This is a genomic window from Streptomyces synnematoformans, from assembly GCF_039531005.1.
GTDB classification, from domain to species: domain Bacteria; phylum Actinomycetota; class Actinomycetes; order Streptomycetales; family Streptomycetaceae; genus Streptomyces; species Streptomyces synnematoformans.
In genome coordinates, this window is sequence record NZ_BAAAPF010000155.1 from 1 (window position 1) to 16257 (window position 16257).

A 16257-nucleotide genomic window follows, 5' to 3' on the forward strand; every position below is an offset into this window, starting at 1 on the left:
GCGGTCGCTGGACCCGCGGCGCGCGGCGTCCGGCCGGGACGACGCCCCGATGCTGCTGCTGCACTCGGCCGGGGACTGGGTGCCGGCGTACCACTCGGAGGCGGTGGCGGCGGCGGAGCGGGCGCGGGGGATGCCGGCGGGGGACGTGCGGGTGCGGGTGGTGCCGGGTGCCGGGCACGGGATGCGGCTGCTGGCGGACCCGGCGGTGGTGGGGGAGATCGAGGGCTGGCTGCGGAGGCGGATCGGCTAGCGGCAGTCGGCGGGCGGGGGGCGTACGGGGCCGGGGCCCGGGTCGTCACGAGGTACGTACCAGCCACGTGCCAGGTGCATACGGGGTGCGCGGGGCGCTACAGCGGTGCCGACAGCTCCGCCCAGACCGTCTTGCCCGCCGCGTCCGCCTCCCGCTGCACGCCCCAGTCGAGGCACAGCCGCTGCACGATGAACATCCCGTGCCCGCCCGGCCTGCTGGCCCGGTGCGGGGTGCGCGGTTCCGGCGTGCCCGCGCCGGAGTCGCTGACCTCCAGCCGCAGCACCTTCCCCGCCGCACGCAGCCGCAGCTCGTCCGGGCCGCCGCCGTGCAGGCAGGCGTTCGTCACCAGCTCCGAGACGACGAGGAGGACGTCCTCGGCCGCCGCGCGCTGCTCCCCGGTCACCGCGGGCAGCCACCCCCAGTCCTCCAGCGCCCGGCGGGCGAAGTCGCGGGCCCGGGGCACCATGCCGCTGGCGCCGACGAGACGCAGCCGGCGCACCTGGACGGCCGGGGCGGGCTCGCCGGCCGGGACGGGGGTGCCCGGGGTGGGGGTGCCCGGGGTGGGGGTGGCGGCCGGGGCCGGGCCGCCGGCCGGGTGCGCGGGCGCGGTGGCGCCGCTGCCGGCCTCGCCCTCCGACGGCGGCACGCCGGGCGGCAACGACCTGAAGCTCATCGCCTCACGACACCCCCTTCGCGCAACCGCACGCCCGTTCGCGCATTCGTGGCCATCCTGCCCGTTCCAGAAGTTTTCGCCTGGGCTCCTGCCCTGCGAGATCGCGGAAACACCCCCGAGTTTCCCCAGGAGGCTGTGACGCGCATCACCTGTCGCACCGGCCCCACCGCGCGGCCGGCGGTCAGGAGGTCACTCCACGAGGGCCGACTCCACGGTGTCGTGCAGGGAGAAGACCGCCTCCGCGCCGGTGATCTCGAAGACCCGGGCGACGACCGGCCGCAGGCCGGCGAGGTGCACGCCGCCGCCGCCGGCCTCGGCCTTGAGGCGGGCGCCGAGGAGCACGTTCAGCCCGGTGGAGTCGCAGAACTCCAGGCGGGAGCAGTCGAGTACGAGCCGGCTGCGGCCGCCGGCGATGCATCGTTCCAGCGGTTCCCGCAGCACCTCGGCGGTGTGGTAGTCCAACTCGCCCGACGGCGTGAGGACGGCACTCCCGCCATGGACCCGCACGTCGACGTGCAGTCGGCCGCGGCTCGGGCTTCCGGCGGTTCCGGCGTCCATGCGCGCTTGTCTCCTGACCTTCGAGCTGTCGTGCGATGCAGCACCGACCCTACGCCTTTGGTCACATGTTCGGCACCCGAACAGCTAACAAAATAGGGCAAATATGGACACACGATTCTTGCACCGGAGGGGATAAGCCGGTAGGGAGTAGAAGAACCGCAACACGTGGCTTCGGGAGGCGCCGCAGACCGTAAACAGAAAGAGATGGCATCGGCAGCCGAATGCCGAGAACGATGGAGGACAAATGTCACCCCGGCTCGACGCCGCGGCCAGCACGCCGCCGGCAAGACCTCATGCCGAGCACGGCGACGACCACACAGAGCACGACGGCGCGGACACCGACGGGCTCCCCGTCCCCGACGACGAGGCCACCGAGTCCGCGATCGCCTTCACGGGGAGCCTCGACGAGTTGGAGGGCATCGCCTTCGACGAGATCGCCCCCGCCGACGCGCGGGCCATGTCGAAGACGCTCTTCGACCGGCTCGGCACCCTCGAAGAGGGCACCCACGAGTACTCGTACGTCCGCAACACCCTGATCGAACTCAACCTGGCGCTGGTCAAGTTCGCCGCCTCCCGGTTCCGCTCGCGCAGCGAGCCGATGGAGGACATCATCCAGGTGGGCACCATCGGGCTCATCAAGGCGATCGACCGCTTCGAACCCGCCCGCGGGGTGGAGTTCCCCACCTTCGCGATGCCGACGATCATCGGCGAGATCAAGCGCTTCTTCCGGGACACCTCCTGGTCCGTACGCGTCCCGCGGCGGCTGCAGGAGCTGCGCCTCGACCTGGCGAAGGCCGGCGACGAGCTGTCCCAGCTACTCGACCGCGCCCCCACGGTCGACGAGCTGGCCGAGCGGCTGGACATCGACCGGGACGAGGTCGTCGAGGGCATGGCCGCCTCGAACGCCTACACCGCCAGCTCGCTGGACGCGCAGCCCGAGGAGGACGACTCCGAGAGCGCCCTCACCGACCGCATCGGCTACGAGGACCACGGCCTTGAGGGCATCGAGTACGTCGAGTCCCTCAAGCCGCTGATAGCGGAGCTGGCGCCGCGCGACCGGAAGATCCTGTCGCTGCGGTTCGTGGCCAACATGACCCAGTCGGAGATCGGCGAGGAGCTGGGCATCTCGCAGATGCACGTCTCCCGGCTGCTGTCGCGGACGCTGGTGCGGCTGCGCAAGGGGCTGATGATCGACGAGTAGGCGGGGCCCCGGCCTCCGGCGGGGCGCCGGGGCCGTCCGGGGGCCGCCCGAGGGGCGGCCTCCCCGTGTTTCCCGGCCGTTGGTGCCATGATCGCACCATGGATCGCCCCACGGCCCCCGCCCGGCGCCGGACCGGCGGCCCGGTCCCGGCGCCCGCCCTGCTCACGGTGCTGGCGCTGGTGCTCGTGTGGACGAGCGCCTGCGGAGCGCCGGGCGGCGGGGGCGAGCCCGATCCCCCGGGCACCGGCGCCGCGTCCTACGGGCCGGACCCCGGCGGCGACGAGTGGACCCCCTGCCCGCTGACGGGCATGGAGCGGCGCGAGTGCCGCGGCGTCCCGGTCCCCGTGGGCGGCGACGGCCACGAGACCCTCCGCCTCGCCGTGAGCCGGCTGCCCGCCCGCAACCCCGGGCGGCGCATCGGCGCGCTCGTCCTCGCGCCCGGCGGCCCCGGTCTCTCCGGCCTCCAGGAGGCCGTCTCCGCCGGCGTCGACTACCCGCACGAGCTGCGCGACCGCTTCGACATCGTCGGCTACGACCGCCGCGGCACCGGCCGCAGCCACCGCGTCGACTGCGGCGAGCCCCGCGGCGCGCTGGACCGCCTCGGCCGCGCGCGCAGCCTCCGGCTGGTCCGGGACGTCACCGCCGTCGACGCCGCCGCCCGCGACTACGTCGAGACCTGCCGCATCGGCTACGGCCCGCTGCTGGGCCGCCTCGGCTCCCGCGCCGCCGCGACCGACCTGGAGCGGGTCCGGCGGGCGCTGGGCGAGGAGCGGATCAGCCTGCTGCTGCACTCGTACGCCACGGTGGCCGGCCAGGTCTACGTCACCCGCCACCCGGAGCGGGTGCGCGCGGCGGTCTTCGACGGGGTCGTCGACCCGGACCGGCCGGGCACGTCCTACGTACTGAGGACGCTGCACTCGCGCGAGGAGCTGGATACCGAGGAGGTGCCGGAGCCGGCGGGCGGGGACCTGCCGAGGGAGGTGCCGCCGGACGTGCGGGCGGCGTTCGACGAGCTGGACCCCGGGCCGCCGCCGCTGGCGCTGTTCCTGGGGGTGCACTGCACGGACTTCCGGTGGCCGGGCAACCTGCGGGCGCTGCTGCGGGAGCTGGACGACGCCGACGAGGCGCGGTGGCGCATGCGGACGGTCGCGCGCGACTACGCGCCCTGCGTCCACTGGCCGGGCCGCGGCGAGCCGCTGGGCGCGGTCCGCCCGGCGGCCGGTGCCCCGGCCAACGCGGCAGACCTGCTGCTGGTCAACAGCGAGCACGACATCCGCACGCCGGCGGCGGGCGCGGAGCGGGTGGCGATGCGGTTCCGGGCGCCGCTGCTGACGGTCCCGGGGCGGCGGCACGGGCTGGTGGGCTTCGGCAACGAGTGCGCGGAGCGCGCGGCGGTGGACCATCTGACGGCGGGACCCCCGGCGGACCCGGACGTCGCTGCCGGTTGCTGACCGCGCGCCGGACGGTTGCCGACCGTACGGTCCCCGCGTCACCGGCCGGCCCGGTCCACCTCAACCGCCGACCGCACGGTACCCCGGCACCCGTACGCCCCGCTGCCACACCTCCGCCACCAGCGGCACCCCCGGCCGGTACGCCAGGTGCACGTGGCTCGGGGCGTCCAGCAGCGCCGCGTCCGCCCGCGCGCCCGGCGCCAGGCGCCCCACGTCCGTGCGCCGCAGCGCCGCCGCCCCGCCCGCCGTCGCCGCCCACACGGCCTCGTCCGGCGTCATCCCCATCTCCCGTACGGCGACCGCCACGCAGAACGGCATGGAGCTGGTGAACGAGGAGCCCGGGTTGCAGTCCGTCGACAGCGCCACCGTCGCGCCCGCGTCCAGCACCCGCCGCACGTCCGGGTACACCGCCCGGGTGGAGAACTCGCAGCCCGGCAGGAACGTTGCCACCGTCACCCCCGACGCCAGCGCGTCCACGTCCGCGTCGGTCAGGTGCGTCAGGTGGTCCGCCGACGCCGCCTCCAGCTCGACGGCCAGCTGCACCCCCGGCCCGTACGACAGCTGGCCCGCGTGCACCCGCGGGGTCAGGCCGCGGGCCTTGCCGGCCGCGAGGATCGCCCGCGCCTGGTCGCCGTCGAACGCGCCCTGCTCGCAGAAGACGTCGATCCAGCGCGCGTGGGGCGCGCAGGCATCCAGCATCTCGCCGGTGACCAGGTCGACGTACCCGCCCGGATCGTCCTCGTACTCCGGCGGGACGACATGGGCACCGAGGTACGTCACCTCGTGCACCTGCCCCGCCGCCAGCCGCAGCGCCCGCGCCTCGTCCGCCGCCGTCAGGCCGTAGCCGGACTTGGTCTCCAGCGTCGTCGTGCCCTGCCGGAGCATCTCCCGGACGAAGCGCGAGAGGTTCGCGGCCAGTTCCGCGTCGGTGGCGGCGCGGGTGGCGGCGACGGTGGTGCGGATGCCGCCGGCGCCACGTTTTTGATAGGACGCAGCGGGGTGGCCGGACATGCGGGCGTGGAACTCGCGGGTGCGGTCGCCGGCGAAGACGAGGTGCGAGTGCGAGTCGACGAAGCCCGGGAGCAGCGCCCGGCCCGCCGCGTCGTACGACGCGTCCGCGGGCGGCGCCGCGTCGGTCGCGCCGGCCCAGGCCACCCGGTCGCCCTCGAAGACGACGGCCGCGTTCTCCACCACGCCGAGCGGGCCCTCGCCGAGGGCGGGGTCGTTGGTGACGAGGCTGCCGATGTTGACGAGGGCGGTGGCGGTGGGGCTGGCGGTCATGTCCTGTCCTCGGTCGATGGGATACGGGGAGGGATACCGGGGCGCGGGTACGGGTCAGCCGCGGAGCGCCCCGATCGCCGCCGACAGCGCCCCGGGCACGTCCGCCACGAGCGCGTGCACCCCGTCCCGTACGACGTGCCGGCCCCCCACCACCGTGTGCCGCACATCCGCCGCCGTCGCCGCGAACACGGCCGTCTCCGCGCCGAGCCGCGGCATGGCGCCCGCGGTGCGCACGCTGTCCAGCGCGACCGTGGTGAAGTCCGCGAACCCGCCCGCCTCCAGCCGGGCCGGCGCGTCCCAGCCGAGGGCGGCGTAGCCGCCTTCGGTGGCGGCGCGCAGCAGCTGGTGGGCGGTCCAGTGGCCGCGGCGGCGGGTGTGCAGCCGCTCGTTCAGCTCCATCGCCCGCGCCTCCTCGAAGAGGTCCACGACGGCGTGGCTGTCGCTGCCCAGCGACAGCGGACTGCCCGCCCGCGCCACGGCCCTGGCCGGGCCGATGCCGTCGGCGAGGTCGCGTTCCGTGGTGGGGCACATGCAGACGCCGGTGCCGGTGCGGCCGAGGATGGCGACGTCGTCGCCGGTGAGGTGGGTGGCGTGGACGGCGGTGGTGCGGCGGCCGAGGACGCCGTGGTCGTCGAGGAGGCGGGTCGGGGTGACGCCGTGGGCGGCGGAGCACGCCTCGTTCTCGGCGGGCTGCTCGGAGAGGTGGACGTGCAGGGGGGCGCGGCGGTCGGCGGCCCAGCGGGCGACGGTGGCGAGCTGGGCGGCGGGGACGGCGCGTACGGAGTGGACGGCGGCGCCGATGCGCACGGTGCCGCCGGGAGGGCCGCCGGGAGCGTCGGCGGGGTCGGGGCGGAGGGCGGCGGCGCGTTCGCCCCACGCCTCGGCGTCGCCGTCGCTGAAGCGGCGCTGCTGGCGGCCCGGCGCCCGGCCGAAGCCGGCGGCGAGGTAGGCGGTGTCGAGGAGGGTCAGCCGGATGCCGGCCGCCGCCGCGGCGGCGATCAGCGCGTGGCCCATGGCGTTGGGGTCGTCGTAGCGGGTGCCGCCCGGGGCGTGGTGGACGTAGTGGAACTCGCCGACGCAGGTGATCCCGGCGAGCGCCATCTCGGCGTAGACGGCGCGGGCGAGGTCGTAGTACGTCTCGGGGGTGAGCCGGTCGGCGACGCCGTACATCACCTCGCGCCACGTCCAGAACGTGCCGGAGCCGACCTGGACGGTGCCGCGCAGGGCGCGGTGGAAGGCGTGGCTGTGGGCGTTCGCCAGGCCGGGGAGGGTGAGGCCGCGCAGGACGGCGGCGCCGGGCGGTGGGGCCTCGGTCCCGGTCCGTACCGCGGCGAGCCGCCCGGACGCCTCGGTCTCCAGGACGACGCCGGGTTCGACGACGCCGCCGACCCACGCCTGCTCCGCCCAGTACGTCGTCACGCGGCCCCTTCCGTCCGTTCAGTCCGTTGCGCCCGTTGCGCCCGTTCGGCCTCGTCCTCGTCCTCTTCGCCCGCCAGGTCCGCCAGCACGTCCGCCAGCGCCCGTACACCCGCCGCGCAGTCGTCCTCCGCCGCCGACTCGGCCGGCGCGTGCGAGACGCCCGTCGGGTTGCGTACGTACAGCATGGCCGCCGGCACCGCGCCGGACAGGATCCCGGCGTCGTGTCCCGCCCCGGTGGGGAGCAGGGGCGCGCCGCCCAGGCGCGCGGCGAGGCGGTCGCGCAGGGTGTGGTCGAAGTCGACGACGGGCGTCAGCGACTCGCGGGTCACCTCCAGCGCGGTGCCGTCGCGGGCGGCGCGCTCCCGGGCGGCCTGCTCGACGGCGGCGACCAGGGTGTGCAGGGCCTCCTCGTCGGCGGCGCGGGAGTCGAGCCAGCCGCGGACGAGGGCGGGGATGGCGTTGACGCCGTTGGGCTCGACGGCGACCTTGCCGAAGGTCGCGCGGGCGCCGGCCTGCGCGGCCTTCTTGCGGGCGGACAGGACGGTGTGGGCGTACGTCAGCATCGGGTCGTGGCGGTCCTCCATACGGGTGGTGCCCGCGTGGTTGGCCTCGCCGCGGAAGTCGAACCGCCAGCGGCCGTGCGGCCAGATCGCGGACGCCACGCCCACGGCGTGGTCCGTACCGGCGAGCGCCACACCCTGCTCGACGTGCAGCTCGACGAAGGCGCCGATGCGCGCCAGCCGCCCGGGGTCGGGCCCGAGCGCGTCGGGGTCGTGGCCGGCGCGCTCCATCGCCTGCGGCAGGGTGACGCCGTCGGCGTCGCGCAGCTCGCGGGCGGCGTCGGTGGACAGCTGCCCGGCGGTGAGCCGCGAGCCGACGCAGGCCAGGCCGAAGCGGGCGCCCTCCTCGTCGGCGAAGTTGACGACGCCGAGGGGGCGCGCGGGGCGGGCGCCGCGGGCGCGCAGCTCGTCGAGCGCGCCGAAGGCGGAGACCACGCCGAGGGGGCCGTCGAAGGCGCCGCCGTCGGGGACGGAGTCGAGGTGGGAGCCGGTGACGACGGCACCGGCTCCCTCCTCCAAGTCGCCGAGCCAGGCCCACTGGTTGCCGTTGCGGTCGGTCTCGTACGCGAGCCCCCGCGCCTCCGCCTGCGCGCGGAACCAGGCCCGGCAGTCGGCGTCGGCCGCCGTCCACGCGAACCGGCGGTAGCCGCCGGTGGGCGCGTGCCGCCCGAGGGGCTTGAGGTCGCGCCACATCTCCTGGAAGGAGGACGTGCTCACGCGGGCCCGCCTTCGCGCGGGGTCGCGGCCGCCGCATCCGCGGCGTCCCCGCCCTCGCGCATCGGTACGCGCACGCCGCGCTGCGCCGCGACCTCCTCCGCCCGCTCGTAGCCCGCGTCGACGTGCCGGATGACGCCCATGCCCGGGTCGTTGGTCAGCACCCGGCGGATCTTCTCGCCCGCGAGCGCCGTGCCGTCCGCGACCGTCACCTGCCCGGCGTGCAGCGAGCGGCCCATGCCGACGCCGCCGCCGTGGTGGACCGAGACCCAGGACGCGCCGGAGGCGACGTTGACCATGGCGTTGAGCAGCGGCCAGTCGGCGATCGCGTCCGAGCCGTCGCGCATGCCCTCGGTCTCGCGGTACGGGGACGCCACCGAGCCGCAGTCGAGGTGGTCGCGGCCGAGGACCAGGGGCGCGGCCAGCTCGCCGCTCGCCACCATGTCGTTGAACCGCTCGCCGGCCCGGTCGCGCTCGCCGTACCCGAGCCAGCAGATGCGGGCGGGCAGGCCCTGGAAGTGGACGCGCTCGCCGGCCAGCCGGATCCAGCGGGCCAGCGACTCGTTCTCGGGGAAGAGGTCGAGGATCGCGCGGTCGGTGGCGGCGATGTCCTTCGGGTCGCCGGAGAGCGCGGCCCAGCGGAAGGGGCCCTTGCCCTCGCAGAACAGCGGGCGGATGTAGGCGGGTACGAAGCCGGGGAAGTCGAAGGCGCGGGCGTAGCCGGCGAGCTTGGCCTCGCCGCGGATCGAGTTGCCGTAGTCGAAGACCTCGGCGCCGGCCTCCTGGAAGCCGACCATCGCCTCGACGTGCCGGGCCATCGACTCGCGGGCGCGGGCGGTGAAGTCGGCGGGCTTCTCGGCGGCGTACGCGGCCATGTCGGCGAAGTCGACGCCGAGGGGCAGGTACGCGAGCGGGTCGTGCGCGGAGGTCTGGTCGGTGACGATGTCGACGGGCGCGCCTTCGGCGAGCAGCCGCGGCAGCAGTTCGGCGGCGTTGCCGAGGACGCCGACGGAGAGCGGGCGGCGCGCGTCGCGGGCTTCCTCGGCAAGCCGCAGGGCGTGGTCGAGGTCGTCGGCTCTGGCGTCCAGGTAACCGTGTTCAAGCCGGCGCTCGATACGCGACGGGTCGCACTCGACGCACAGGGCGACGCCGCCGTTCATGGTGACGGCGAGCGGCTGGGCGCCGCCCATGCCGCCGAGGCCGGCGGTGAGGGTGACGGTCCCGGCGAGGGTGCCGTTGAACCGTTTCGCGGCGACGGCGGCGAAGGTCTCGTACGTGCCCTGGAGGATGCCCTGCGTGCCGATGTAGATCCACGAACCGGCCGTCATCTGGCCGTACATGGTCAGCCCCAGGGCCTCCAGGCGGCGGAACTCCTCCCAGGTGGCCCAGTCGCCGACGAGGTTGCTGTTGGCGATGAGGACGCGGGGCGCCCACTCGTGGGTCTGCATGACGCCGACGGGGCGGCCGGACTGGACGAGCATGGTCTCGTCCGGGCCGAGGGTCGTGAGCGTACGCACCATGGCGTCGAAGGAGCCCCAGTCGCGGGCGGCCCTGCCGGTGCCGCCGTAGACGACGAGCCTGTCGGGGTGCTCGGCGACCTCGGGGTCGAGGTTGTTCTGCAGCATCCGCAGGGCGGCCTCCTGCGGCCACCCGCGGGCGCTGGGCCGGGTGCCGCGCGGGGCCCGGACGGGTCGGGGTCCTGTCATGCGTGCCTCCAGGCGCGCTCGACCTCTCTGAATGAATACCAACACATCGTGACGCTGCTGAATCACTTCAGTCAAGACCGCCTCGCGTCCGACGCTTGGACGCCGTACGACAGGATGTGCGGACGGATGATTGACTGCGGCCATGTCCTACGACGAGCCCGCCGCCGCGCCGCAGAACCTCCCGCTCCCGCTCGCCGCCCGCCGTGACCGGGCCGTACGCGCCGCGGTCGCCCGGGGCCTGGTCTCGGAGGCCGAGCCGGTGGTCGGGCTGCTGGACGTCGCGGGCATCCGGGAGTCGGCGGGCGCGCTGCGGGCCGCGTTCGACGAGGTGGTCGCGCCGGGGACGCCCGTGCTGCACTCCTTCGCGGTCAAGGCCGCCGCGCTGGTGCCGGTGCTGCGGCTGCTCGCCGACGAGGGCCTGGGCGCCGAGGTCGCCAGCCCCGGCGAGCTGGAGCTCGCCCGCGCCGCGGACGTACCCCCGGAGCGCACCGTGCTCGACTCCCCCGCCAAGACCGCCGCCGAGCTGCGCGGCGCGCTGGCGCTGGGCATCGCGGTCAACGCCGACAACCCCGAGGAACTGGCCCGCATCGACGCCCTGGTCCGCTCCGCGCCGACCCCCTCGACGGTCGGCATACGGGTCAACCCGCAGGTCGGCGGCGGCAGCATCGGCGCGATGAGCACGGCGACCGCCACGTCGAAGTTCGGCGTGACCCTCCAGGACGAGGGCGCCCGCGACTGGCTCGTCCGCGCCTACCTCGACCGCCCCTGGCTCACCGCCCTGCACACCCACACCGGCTCGCAGGGCGTGCCGCTGCCGCTGATGGCGGCGGGGGTGCGGGCGGCGTACGAGCTGGCGGAGGAGATCAACGCCGCCGCCGGGCGGCGGCAGGTCACCACGCTGGACATCGGCGGCGGGCTGCCGGTCAACTTCGACTCCGACGAGACCACGCCGTCCTTCGCCGACTACGCGCGCCTGCTGCGTCGCGAGGTCCCGGGCCTGTTCGACGGCCGCTACGCCCTGATCACGGAGTTTGGCCGGTCGCTGCTGGCGAAGAACGGGCTGGTGCTGGCGCGCGTGGAGTACGCGAAGTCCGCCGGCGGCCGCCCCATCGCGGTCACCCACGCGGGCGTCCAGGTCGCCGTACGCACCGTCTTCGCCCCCGACTCCTGGCCCCTCCGCGTCGCCGCGTACGACGCACAGGGCCACCCGGGCACGGGCACCCCGGTCACCCAGGACGTGGCGGGCCCGTGCTGCTTCGCCGGCGACCTGGTGGCCCGCGCCCGCGAACTCCCCCCGCTGGCGGCGGGCGACCACGTGGCCCTCCTGGACACCGGCGCGTACTACTTCTCCAACCCGTTCTCCTACAACAGCCTCCCCCGCCCCGCGGTCCACGGCTTCACCACGACCCCCGACGAGGTCCACTTCGCCCAGGCCCGCGCCGCCCAGACCCTCCCCGAAATAGTCACCGAGTCCGGCGGCCCCCACAGCACCGCCCTGACCACCCTGGGCTGACCCGTCCGGTGGCGCCGGCTGCCCGGCCCGGCGGCGAGCGGCGGATGGGGGATGGGTCCGCTTGGTGGGGCGTGTACCGGGCATTCGCAGGGGCATGCAGACTTCACACCCAGCACCGGGACCGGCCGGTTCGCCGTCCGCCGGCGGGGGCGGTACGCCGCTGAAGCGGGCCATCGGGCCCAAGCTGCTGCTGCTCTTCGTCGTCGGCGACATCCTCGGCACCGGCATCTACGCCAACACCGGGGCCGTCGCCGGGCGGATCGGCGGGGCGTTGTGGCTGCCGTTCGTGATCGGGTTCGTGGTGGCGATGCTGACGGCCGCCTCGTACGTCGAGCTGGTCGGCAAGTATCCGCGGGCCGCGGGGGCGGCGCTGTACACGCAGAAGGCGTTCCGGGTGCCGTTCCTGACGTTCATCGTCGCGTTCATGGTGATGTGCTCGGGGCTGTCGTCCGCGAGCGCCGCCGCGCGGGCGTTCAGCGGGGACTATCTGCAGGAGTTCGTCGACGTCTCGCCGACGCTGATCGCGATCCTGTTCGTCCTCGTGCTCGCCTCGGTCAACCTGCGGGGTGTCTCCGAGTCGGTGAAGACGAACGTCGTGCTGACCATCGTCGAGGTGACCGGCCTGCTCGTCATCCTCGGCATCGGCGTCGCGGCCGTGCTGACCGGCGAGGGCGAGCCGGCGCGGCTGACGGAGTTCGACACCGGCGGGACCGGGTACGCCGTGCTCACCGGGGTGCTCGGGGCGACCGCGCTGGGGTTCTTCGCCTTCGTGGGGTTCGAGGACTCGGTGAACATGGCGGAGGAGACCAAGGACCCCGTGCGCAACTTCCCGCGGGCGATCTTCCTCGGCGTGGCCATCACCGGCACGATCTACGTCCTCGTCGCCCTCGTCTCCTCGCTGATGGTCGACCACGAACGGCTGGCGGGCTCCAGCGGGCCGCTGCTGCTGGTGGTGGACGAGAGCGGGGTGGACTTCCCGGCGAAGCTGTTCGCGCTGATCGCGCTCTTCGCGGTGTCGAACTCGGCGCTGATCAACGTCATGATGGCCTCGCGGCTCTGCTACGGGCTCGCCAACGAGCGCGTGCTGCCGCGCGGGATGGCGCGGGTGCTGCCGGGGCGGCGGACGCCGGTGGTCGGGATCGTCTTCGTCACCGCGCTGGCCGTCGGGCTGGTGTCGACCGGCGAGATCGAGGGCCTGGGCGACACCACGTCGTTCCTGCTGCTGTGCGTGTTCGCGGTGGTCAACGTGGCGGTGCTGGTGCTGCGCCGGGACCCGGTGGACCACCGGCACTTCCGCGCGCCGACGTGGATCCCGGTGCTGGGCGCCGTCACCGCCGGCGTGCTGGCCAGCCCGCTGTCGGACCGGCCCGCGGACGTCTACGTCCGGGCCGGCGTGCTGCTGGCCATCGGCATCGGGCTGTGGGTCGTCAACCAGGTGGCGGTCAAGGCCGCCGGGCGGGAGTGACGCTCACGGCCAGAGCATGTGCTTGCGCCAGCCCGGTGTCGTCCGCTCGTAGACGAGCCGGGTGTGGCGCCGCGCCTTGTCGCCCTGCCAGAACTCGACCGTCTCCGGCCGCACCGTGTACAGCGTCCAGCCCCGGGCCACCAGACCCGGGTCCGCCGCCACCCGCGCCAGCGACTCGCCGATCGCCGCGTCGCGCTCCGCCGGGTCCGCGAGCGGGCGGGACTGGCGGCCGAGGAGGGCCTCGGCGCGGGCCTCGGCGCCGCGGGCGAGGAAGTCGGCGGCGCTCAGCTCCGGGTCCGCGGTGCCGACCGGGCCCCGCACCCGCACCTGCCGGGCCAGCGGCGGCCAGTAGAAGGTCAGCGCCGCGTACGGGCGTTTGGCCAGGTCCCGGCCCTTGGGGCTGCCCGCGTCGGAGGCGAACTGCCAGCCGTCGGGGCCGACGTCCTTGAGGATCAGCACCCGCGCCGACGGGTCGCCGCCCGCGTCGGCCGTCGACAGGGTCATCGCGTGCGGCTCGCGCACCCCCGCCCGTACGGCCGCGAGCAGCCAGCTCTCGAAGAGCGCGGCCGGCTCGTCCGGGGTGTCCCGGGGGTCGAACGACGGCAGGTCGCCCGCGAAGACCTCGATCCCGCGCAGCAGCCGCCTCAGGTCGGTCATGGCGCCCGGGCCCCTTTCATGCCGGTGGCCCGGCCGGAGGGGATCCGGCCGGGCCATTCGGTCATTCGTGTCAGTCGCCGCCCTGGAGGATGGCCACCAGGCGCAGCATCTCCAGGTAGATCCAGACCAGGGTCAGGGTCAGCCCGAAGGCGGCGAGCCACGCCTCGTTCTTCGGGGCGCCGTAGGCGATGCCGTCCTCGACCTGCTTGAAGTCCATGGCGAGGAAGCACGCGCCGAGCACGACGCCGATGATGCCGAACAGGATGCCGAGGCCACCGCTGCGCAGGCCCATGCCGTCGCCGCCGCCGATGAGCGCGGCGAACAGGTTGACGGCCATCAGCAGTACGAAGCCGATCGCCGCGCCGATGACGAACCGCTGGAACCGGGCCGTGACCCGGATGATCCGCAGTTTGTACGCCACAAGCACACCGAAGAACACCGCCATCGTGCCGAGCACGGCCTGCATGACCGCGCCGTCGACGTAGGTGTTGAAGTACTCGCTGATGATGCCGAGGAAGACGCCCTCAAGCACCGCGTACGACAGGATGAGCGCGGGGACGGGCTTGCGCTTGAACGCCTGTACCATCGCCAGGCCGAAGGCGCCGAGCGCGGCCAGCAGGCCGAGGCCGAGCGACTTCTCGCCGTCGAAGGTGATCCAGGAGGCGACGGCGGCGACGATCACCAGGCCGAGCGTCATGCCCGTACGGGACACGACGTCGTCCATCGTCATACGGCCGCCGGCGGGGGCCGCGTGCGGCGCCCACTCGCCCTGCTGCTGGTCCGCGGGTGCGTACGGGTTCCGCGGTGCGGCACCCGGCGCCTGCGCGTACGGGTTGCCGGACTGGGCGTACGGGTTGTTGCCCTGGGCGACAGCGGGGCCCCCGGCCTGCGACGGCGCGTTGAAGCCTGCCGAACCGCCCTCGCGGCTGAACCCCCGTCGCGTGAAGACCGGGTTGCTGCTCCTCATCTCACTCCTCCGTGGCCGCACTGCGCGGCCTTGAGACAAGAGTAATGGGTAGGCAAAGACATCGCGCCAGACCTCAGGAGGATCTTTCCCAAGGCTTTTACCGCGCTTCCCCCGGGAGAGGTAAGCAAGCGCTCAGAAATTGAGGTCCGCGTCACAGTGCGAGAGCCGTGACCCTTCCACTACGTACGGGTAACTTCGCCCCCAGGACCTTGCCCCTCCGCGTCCCCTGGGAGCCCGTGATGCCCGAAGCCGTGATCGTCTCCGCCGCCCGCTCCCCGATCGGCCGCGCCGGGAAGGGCTCGCTGAAGGACGTCCGTCCGGACGACCTGACCGCGGGCATCGTCCGGGCCGCCCTCGACAAGGTGCCGGGCCTCGACCCCGGGGACGTCGACGACCTCATGCTCGGCTGCGGCCTGCCCGGCGGCGAGCAGGGGCACAACCTGGGCCGGGTGGTCGCGGTACAGCTCGGCATGGACCACCTCCCCGGCTGCACCGTCACGCGCTACTGCTCCTCGTCGCTGCAGACCACGCGGATGGCGTTCCACGCCATCAAGGCCGGCGAGGGCGACGTCTTCGTCTCGGCGGGCGTGGAGACGGTCTCGCGGTTCGTGAACGGCTCCTCCGACGGCATGCCCGGCACCCACAACCCCCTCTTCGCCGCGGCCGAGGCCCGTACCGCCGAGCGCCAGGAGAACGGCTCGGCCTTCGACGGGGGCGGCTGGCACGACCCGCGCGAGGACGGCCTCGTACCGGACGTGTACATCGCCATGGGGCAGACCGCCGAGAACCTGGCGCGGGCCAAGGGCGTCACCCGGCAGGAGATGGACGAGTTCGGCGTGCGGTCGCAGAACCTCGCCGAGAAGGCCCTCGCCGAGGGCTTCTGGGCCCGCGAGATCACGCCCGTCACGACCCCGGACGGGACCGTCGTCAGCAAGGACGACGGCCCGCGGCCCGGCGTGACGAGGGAAGGGGTCGCGGGCCTGAAGCCGGTGTTCCGCCCCGACGGGCTGGTCACCGCGGGCAACTGCTGCCCGCTGAACGACGGCGCCGCCGCGGTCGTGGTGATGTCCGACACCAAGGCGCGTGAGCTGGGTCTCACGCCGCTCGCCCGGATCGTCTCGACCGGCCTGTCGGCGCTGTCGCCGGAGATCATGGGCCTGGGCCCGGTGGAGGCGAGCCGGCAGGCGCTGGCGCGGGCCGGGATGGCGATCGGGGACATCGACCTGGTGGAGATCAACGAGGCGTTCGCCGCGCAGGTCATTCCCTCGTACCGGGATCTGGGCATCGACCTGGACCGGCTGAACGTCAACGGCGGCGCCATCGCCGTCGGGCACCCCTTCGGCATGACGGGCGCGCGGATCACGACGACGCTCATCAACTCCCTGCAGTGGCACGACAAGCAGTTCGGGCTGGAGACGATGTGCGTGGGCGGGGGCCAGGGGATGGCGATGGTGCTGGAGAGGCTGAGCTAGTCCCCCGGTTGTGACGGAACGGGCGCGGGGGACGCAGGGGGCGCGTGTGACGTGCCCCGCGCCCCGGCGCGCGGCAGTGGGACCAAAGGCCCGTCCTATTCATGCCATTTTCCGCTAGGGGTGGGGTTCTGCGCTCCGGCAGGCTGAGGTAGAACATGGGGGTCCTACAGCAATTGGGGAGTCCGACAGTGAGCGCCACCACCTTCGCCGTCCTGCTGGCCGCCGCAACCCTGCTCGGCGCAGCCCTGCTCGGCGCCGCCGTGCTACGCGCGGTGAGCGGGCTGCGCAGCGAGGTCGTCCGGCTGCGCGCCGAGCGGACCGCGCAGGCCGCGGCGCGGGGCGGCGGACAGCGGGCGGCGCGGCCGGCCGG

13 protein-coding genes and 2 pseudogenes are annotated in these 16257 nt (G+C 74.4%); 7 read left to right on the forward strand and 8 right to left on the reverse strand.

The window, feature by feature from the left end:
* Positions 1 to 250, forward strand: a pseudogene (locus ABD317_RS21530) (alpha/beta hydrolase); the annotation flags it as partial.
* Between the two features lie 97 nt (positions 251 to 347).
* Here ABD317_RS21530 and ABD317_RS21535 read toward each other — a convergent pair.
* Positions 348 to 908 (reverse strand): ATP-binding protein, encoded by a 561-nt coding sequence (locus ABD317_RS21535; protein ID WP_425582406.1) that lies wholly within the window; start codon positions 906 to 908, stop codon positions 348 to 350.
* Positions 909 to 1112: 204 nt separating this feature from the next.
* Positions 1113 to 1481: an anti-sigma factor antagonist gene (locus ABD317_RS21540; protein WP_027756584.1), complete on the reverse strand. Its 369-nt coding sequence runs from the start codon at positions 1479 to 1481 to the stop codon at positions 1113 to 1115.
* Positions 1482 to 1725: 244 nt separating this feature from the next.
* Between ABD317_RS21540 and ABD317_RS21545 the strand changes: the two genes are divergently transcribed.
* Together ABD317_RS21545 and ABD317_RS21550 are read left to right on the forward strand one after the other, a co-directional pair.
* The gene (locus ABD317_RS21545; protein WP_344291576.1) at positions 1726 to 2682 is read left to right on the forward strand and encodes an RNA polymerase sigma factor SigF; all 957 of its coding nucleotides are present in this window, start codon (positions 1726 to 1728) and stop codon (positions 2680 to 2682) included.
* Between the two features lie 98 nt (positions 2683 to 2780).
* Entirely contained in the window at positions 2781 to 4133 is a 1353-nt protein-coding gene (locus ABD317_RS21550; RefSeq protein WP_344291577.1) for an alpha/beta fold hydrolase, read from the forward strand.
* A 60-nt stretch (positions 4134 to 4193) separates the two neighbouring features.
* On the opposite strand, the gene hutI is transcribed toward ABD317_RS21550, so the two are convergent.
* The 4 genes from hutI to hutU are packed head-to-tail and all read right to left on the reverse strand — an operon-like array spanning position 4194 to position 9813.
* Positions 4194 to 5414, reverse strand: coding sequence for an imidazolonepropionase (gene hutI / locus ABD317_RS21555; RefSeq protein ID WP_344291578.1), 1221 nt, complete (start codon positions 5412 to 5414; stop codon positions 4194 to 4196).
* Positions 5415 to 5468: 54 nt separating this feature from the next.
* The gene (locus ABD317_RS21560) at positions 5469 to 6833 is read right to left on the reverse strand and encodes a formimidoylglutamate deiminase (protein WP_344291579.1); all 1365 of its coding nucleotides are present in this window, start codon (positions 6831 to 6833) and stop codon (positions 5469 to 5471) included.
* Positions 6830 to 8086, reverse strand: a complete 1257-nt coding sequence (locus ABD317_RS21565) for an allantoate amidohydrolase (RefSeq protein ID WP_425582407.1) — start codon at positions 8084 to 8086, stop codon at positions 6830 to 6832. The genes ABD317_RS21560 and ABD317_RS21565 overlap by 4 nt, the downstream gene beginning before the upstream one ends.
* Positions 8087 to 8106: 20 nt before the next feature.
* Positions 8107 to 9813 (reverse strand): urocanate hydratase, encoded by a 1707-nt coding sequence (gene hutU / locus ABD317_RS21570; RefSeq protein ID WP_344291581.1) that lies wholly within the window; start codon positions 9811 to 9813, stop codon positions 8107 to 8109.
* Positions 9814 to 9955: 142 nt separating this feature from the next.
* Here hutU and ABD317_RS21575 point away from each other — a divergent pair, with 142 nt between their 5' ends.
* A complete protein-coding gene (locus tag ABD317_RS21575; protein ID WP_344291582.1) occupies positions 9956 to 11326 on the forward strand; it encodes a type III PLP-dependent enzyme domain-containing protein in 1371 nt (456 codons plus the stop codon).
* A gap of 94 nt (positions 11327 to 11420) precedes the next feature.
* Entirely contained in the window at positions 11421 to 12791 is a 1371-nt protein-coding gene (locus tag ABD317_RS21580) for an APC family permease (RefSeq protein WP_344291583.1), read from the forward strand.
* Between the two features lie 3 nt (positions 12792 to 12794).
* Here the strand turns inward: ABD317_RS21580 and ABD317_RS21585 are convergent, their stop codons facing one another.
* Positions 12795 to 13448, reverse strand: a complete 654-nt coding sequence (locus ABD317_RS21585) for a pyridoxine/pyridoxamine 5'-phosphate oxidase (RefSeq protein WP_344291584.1) — start codon at positions 13446 to 13448, stop codon at positions 12795 to 12797.
* Positions 13449 to 13518: 70 nt separating this feature from the next.
* Positions 13519 to 14415: a Bax inhibitor-1/YccA family protein gene (locus ABD317_RS21590; protein ID WP_344291585.1), complete on the reverse strand. Its 897-nt coding sequence runs from the start codon at positions 14413 to 14415 to the stop codon at positions 13519 to 13521.
* A 239-nt stretch (positions 14416 to 14654) separates the two neighbouring features.
* On the opposite strand from ABD317_RS21590, the gene ABD317_RS21595 reads away from it, so the two are divergent.
* Positions 14655 to 15887, forward strand: a complete 1233-nt coding sequence (locus tag ABD317_RS21595) for an acetyl-CoA C-acetyltransferase (RefSeq protein WP_344291586.1) — start codon at positions 14655 to 14657, stop codon at positions 15885 to 15887.
* A gap of 188 nt (positions 15888 to 16075) precedes the next feature.
* Positions 16076 to 16257 (forward strand): annotated as a pseudogene (locus ABD317_RS21600) (hypothetical protein); the annotation flags it as partial.